The organism is Streptomyces sp. NPDC127097, assembly GCF_042724075.1.
In the GTDB taxonomy this organism is placed as follows: Bacteria; Actinomycetota; Actinomycetes; order Streptomycetales; family Streptomycetaceae; genus Streptomyces.
The window spans coordinates 1-5376 of record NZ_JBHXFI010000113.1 but is presented as its reverse complement, the minus strand read 5'-3'; the positions used below and the strand labels follow the sequence as shown (position 1 = coordinate 5376).

Here is a 5376-nt window from a genome sequence, read left to right as displayed (position 1 = left end):
GGGTGTACCGGGACGACCCCGACAACGCAGTGAGCGTGCGTGCCAGACGCCGCGAGCCAGGCGGGACTTTGCGGACACCCCCTAGTGGCATGCGCCGTCCCCTCAGCTCCGGGCTGTCACGGAAGAGCCGGCCGTGGCTCACCGCACCGGGCGGCCGTCCGCCGGTTCGCCCGCTGCCGTGGGACGGGGCGCGGAGCCGTTCGTACGGGTCGGCCGGGCCACCCGGGTCGCCCGGCGCGGGGCGGTGGCCGGCCCGCGCCGGGTCACGCGGGCCAGGCCCCCGAGCACGAGGGCGAGCGCCGTCAGAAGGGCGCTCACCCACAGCGGCGAGCGGTAGCCGAGCCCCGCCGTGAGCGCGGCGCCGCCGCACCAGGGGCCGAGCGCCGCGCCCACGTTGAGCGCCGCCGTGGCGAACCCGCCGCCCAGGGTCGGAGCCCCGGTCGCCGCGTAGAGGACCTGTGAGACGAGGGTGGAGCCGACGGCGAACGACAGCGCCCCCTGGACGAAGAGGAGCACCGGCACGGCCACGGGGCTCCCGGCGGTGAGCGCCGTCGCGGTCCAGCCGGCGAGCAGGACCGGTCCGCCGAGCGCCAGGAGGCGCAGGGGGCGGGCGTCGGCCAGGCGCCCGGCCCCGCTGACCCCGGCGAACGACCCCAGGCCGAAGAGCGCCAGCAGGGCGGGCACCCAGCCGGCGCCGAGTCCGGTCACCTCGGTGACCAGCGGCGCGAGATAGGTGAAGGCGCAGAAGGTCGCGCCGTTCACCAGGGCGCCGAGGAGCAGCAGCACCACGAGCCGGGGGCTGCGCAGGGCCCGCAGTTCCGCGCCGGCGCGTGGGCCGCCCGCGACGGGCCGTACCGGCCGGCCACCCGCGACGGGCCGCGCGGCGGGGCCGGACGGTACCGACCACAGGATCGCGAGGACGGCGGGCACCGAGACCAGCGCCACCGCCCAGAACGCCGAGCGCCAGCCCCACAGCTCACCGAGCAGCGCACCGGCGGGCACGCCCGCGACACACGCCATGGTGGTGCCCCCGAGCAGGACGGAGGTGGCGCGGCCCTTGGCGTCGCGGGCGACCATCGAGGTCGCGGTCGTCAGGGCCACCGCCAGGAACCCCGCGTTGGCCAGCGCCGCGACGACCCGGGTGGCCAGCAGGACTCCGTAGTTGGGGGTGACCGCCCCGAGGACATGGACGAGCAGGAAGGTGACCAGGAAGGCCAGCAGGGCGCGACGCCGGGGCCAGCGCAGGCTCAGCAGCGCCAGCAGCGGCGCGCCGATCACCATCCCCACGGCGAAGGCCGAGGTCAGCGCTCCCGCGGCGGAGAGCGAGACATCCAGATCACGGGCGATGTCCGGAAGGAGGCCGGACAGCATGAACTCGGAGGTGCCTTGGGCGAAGACCGCAAGGCCGAGCAGATAGAGAACGAAGGGCACAGCAACACTCCACAGCCACAGGGTGGATCGGCACGGCGCGACGGCAGACGCGGCGGTGTCCGTGCGGACGTGAAGGGAGCGACCGTCCGGCCGGGCACGCGTGGCTACCGCGCGAAAGGACCTGGGGCGTCCGGGAAATGACGCAACGTCAGGTAGAAAGAAGCCCGTACTGCGGCGATCCGGTGGCAGGGCGACGTGCCGGGTGGCGCGCGACGAGGAGGCGACGGCGCGACCGCGAGACCGTGCAAGGAGCCACCGGACGGCCGGTGGCTAGCGTCTTGACGCCTCGGGGCTGGACATGCGGGCAGATTAGTCGAGCCGTTCGGCCCCCGTCCACGCAATTCGGCCCCGTCCCGCACATTGGCCCGTCCACGCCATGCGGCGACGGCAGCCGGCGCAGGCGGTCGGCGACGGCGGTCGGCGTCGCCACCGCCGACCGCCTCGCCCGGCCGCTCAGCCGCGGGGTATCAGCGCGAAGACCTCGATCCAGAAGCGCTGGACCTCGCTCGACGCGCCCACCAGATAGGTGGAACGCAGCTTCGGCGGGAGCAGGGCCACCAGCCTGGCCACCACCGCCTGATGCTGCTTCAGCTGTGACAACTCCGCGTTGGCCAGGACCTGGTGGACCAGATCGCTGTCGTTCGAGCCCTCGCTCGACGCACGCGCCGCCGTCCGCAGCCGCGCCTCCCAGGCGTCGACCTCCTGGGCCAGCTCGCGCAGGCCGGTGACCGGGCGGTTGCTGAGCCGGTCGAGGAGGGCGGTCAACGAGACCGGAGCGTATTCGCCGTCACCGAGATAGACCGTGCCCATCTCCAACGGCAGCCCGCGCTGGTGGAGTTTGATCAGCCGTTCCAGGGTGCGCTTGGTGATCCAGGCCCGGCCGTCCTCGTCGATGTCGTGCTTCCACCACTCCAGGACCGTCTCGGCGACCGCACCGTACTTCGCGATCAGCCACTCGTTGGCCGGGATGTCGCCCGGCTCGACGGTCAGTGAGACGGTGAAGCGGGTCGCCTGCGCGATGTTGTTCCGGGCGACCAGGAGCTTGCGGCCGAGGTGGTACGGCGGATTCTGCACCGCGATCTGCGCCCGCAGGTTCTCGATCCGGCGCCCCGCCAGGGACCACTCCTGAGTGATCTCCATCAGCTTGGCGAACGCCGCCTTGTCCTTGGGGCGGTTGTACTCGTCCCAGACGATCGCCTTCGGCTCCGGACCCAGGAACGCACCGGCCAGGAGGTTGTCCAGCGAGCCGTCGGTGGTCGGGATCGGTGCGCAGAGGTCTTCGACATTGGTCACCGGCATCGAGAAATACAGCGGCTCGCGCCCGTCGAGGCCCTCACGGACGGTCTCGCGGACCAGCTCCGTCTTGCCGCACCCGGGCGGCCCCTGCAACAGCACCGACCAGCGGTTGCGCAGCGCCGCCCGCACCACGGCCCGCACCGGATCGGGGACGGCGGCGGGGTTGTCGGCGCCCACCGCCGCCGCGATCCGGTCCAGCACCTCGGTCGTACGGTCCTTGCCCGGCCTGCCGTTGTCCTTCTGCTCGGCCAGCCGCAGCCGCTCGCCGTTGACCAGCGGCAGTCCCCAGCGCAGCGGGAAGCCCTCCCGGGCATTGGCCAGGATGTGGTCGAGGGTGCGCGGGGAGAGCAGCTCACGCAGGGCCGGGGCGAGGGTGGCCCAGAGGGTGAAGACCTCGCGCAGATTCCAGTCGCGGTACTTCGCCGCCAGCTGCTGCCGCCAGGACGTGTCGTTGGCGGTGATCCGGATCGTCACCATGCGGTCCAGGACGGCCAGATCGCTGCGCCGGGCCGCCGTCTCCGCCAGCGATTCGTTGTCCGTCAGGAAGACGCCGATGCAGCCCAGCTCCCGCAGGTCGTACTCGCCCAGCGTCCAGTTGCAGGCGATCTGCATCAGCTGTGACTGGATCGTGGCACCCGCCTGGAGCGAGTCGTCGATCAGCAGCACGAACGGCTTGCCGGGCCGCAACTGGCTCATCACCAGCTGCCGCAGCACCAGTTCGCCGGTCCCGGCGTCGCGCACCGGCGCGTTGGCGAGCAGATCGTCCGGGGTGAGATTGGCGGCCGGCACGAAGACCAGCTCGGCGTCGGGGTACGCCGCGGGCAGGTGGGAGAAGAAGGTCGCCGTCTTGCCGATACCGTGCTCGCCGAAGATCTGGCCGGTCTGACCCATGTCGATCATCGCGTCGATGAAGGACTCCAGCCGGGACACCCCCGTCCAGCCCTCCGGGGGCTCGGGGTAGGTGGCGCTGGGCCGCCATCCCGCGGGGCGGAGCGGCGGGGGCTGCGCGCTCGCCGCGGTCCCCAGAGGTGCCGCGGTCGGCGTGGTCGTGCTCATCGGTCTCCTGTCGTCACACGGTGGCAGGCCATCGGCGGGGTGTGGTGGTCGGGCCAGTCGTCGCCGCCCGCCGTGATCAGCCAGATCCATTTGTCCGGCTCGGCGGGGGTGAGGTGCGGGGCGTAGCCGTCGGTGAGCATCACCACGGCGTCCGGTATCTCCTCGAAACGGCGGCCGTCGACCGCCGTGCGGCCCTCGACGTAGTCGGCCACCGCCTGGAAGCTCGTGCCCCCGCCGCCGTACACCTTCTCCCCGGGGCGGAACGGCATCACCACCCCGTCGAACGACAGCCAGTGGGCGGCCACCCCGTCGATCGAGCCCACCAGCTCCGTCAGCCAGTCGACCACCGCGGCGGGCATCGATCCCGAGGTGTCGTACGCGATCACGAGGTGCTTCTCCCGCACCGGGCCGCGCCGCGACAGCATCGGATCGTGGCCCAGCGCGGCCAGCAGGGCGCCGCGCTTCTTCGGATAGACCAGCCGCTCGCCCTCCCGCAGCTTGGACGCGAGGACATCGACCAGCCAGCGCTGCCACCAGTCGACCTTCCCCGTCCGCGGGGTCCGGCCACGCAGCGCCCCCGCGCCCAGCCGCCCCCACACCCGGCTCGCATGCTCCGAGGCGCCGTCCGTACGGTCCATCAGATCGAGCAGCTCGCGCTCCGCGCCCGGGTGTCCGCGCCGCGCCGCCAGCAGGGAGTTGACCAGCGCGGTGGACACCGTCTCGTCGAGGGTCGGCTGATCGCCGCCCGCCGTCGCCGGATCCGTGAGATGCACACAGGGCACCGCGGGAACGGGCAGCTGCCGCATCCGCTTGAGCTCGGAGAAGACGGTCATGTCGGTCTCGACGAAGGCGTCGTAGCCGAGGGGTTCGAGACCCTGGGCCGTCAGATCGCCGGCGTAGTCGCGGTGGATCTCTCGCGGGTCGACCCCCGTGGGCCGGCCATCGAGCTGCGGCAGCTCCTTGCGGCCGAGCCGGACCAGGGCGACATGGTTGATGGCGACCTCGGCGGCGAGGGTGAAGACCGGGTCCGCGCGCAGCTCGGGATCGGCGAACAGATGGCGGTGCACCAGATGCCGCGCCTCATGGAAGAGGACGAACTTCACGCCCTCCAGGCCCAGTCGGACGAAGAAATCGGGGTTGTAGAGCAGCGGACAGCTGCCGTCCCCGGAGGCCACCACGGCCGCGGTCGCCACGGCCGTCGTCGGGATCTGGTGGTGGCACTTGGCGTAGATCCAGGACGCCACCACGGATTCCGTCAGCCCGAAATCCAGCAGTGCGGCTTCCTTGAGCCGCCGGGCCTCCGCGATCACGTCCGGTGCCGCCGGCCGCCAGCCCTCCAGGGCCCGCCGGTCGGTCAGGTCGACCACCGGCCGGTGCCCCACCGTCGTCGTGTCGTACGCCATGCCCCGCCCCCGTTCTCAGCTGCCTCCTTTCGTATCAGGAGGCACTGACAACGGAGCACGGCGGGCCGGGCCACAAGGGAACCGGCGGCAGCGGGACCGGCCCGCTGCCGCCGGGCAAAATGGGGGCGGCCACACCCGCCGCCGCCGGGCTTGGCCCGGAGCCCGGCCCCCCGCAGGGCGGCCGGCCTAC

General features: G+C 72.7%; 3 protein-coding genes. All 3 read right to left on the bottom strand.

Going from position 1 to position 5376, the window contains the following annotated elements; all coding sequences use genetic code 11:
• Positions 1-138: 138 nt before the first annotated feature.
• Complete coding sequence (locus ACFWJW_RS37465) at positions 139-1431, bottom strand: Cmx/CmrA family chloramphenicol efflux MFS transporter (RefSeq protein ID WP_387249849.1); 1293 nt, start codon at positions 1429-1431, stop codon at positions 139-141.
• Positions 1432-1884: 453 nt separating this feature from the next.
• On the bottom strand, positions 1885-3783 hold the full coding sequence (locus ACFWJW_RS37460) for an AAA family ATPase (RefSeq protein WP_387249846.1): 1899 nt from the start codon (positions 3781-3783) through the stop codon (positions 1885-1887).
• Complete coding sequence (locus ACFWJW_RS37455) at positions 3780-5186, bottom strand: hypothetical protein (protein ID WP_387249843.1); 1407 nt, start codon at positions 5184-5186, stop codon at positions 3780-3782. The genes ACFWJW_RS37460 and ACFWJW_RS37455 overlap by 4 nt, the downstream gene beginning before the upstream one ends.
• Between the last annotated feature and the right edge of the window lie 190 nt (positions 5187-5376).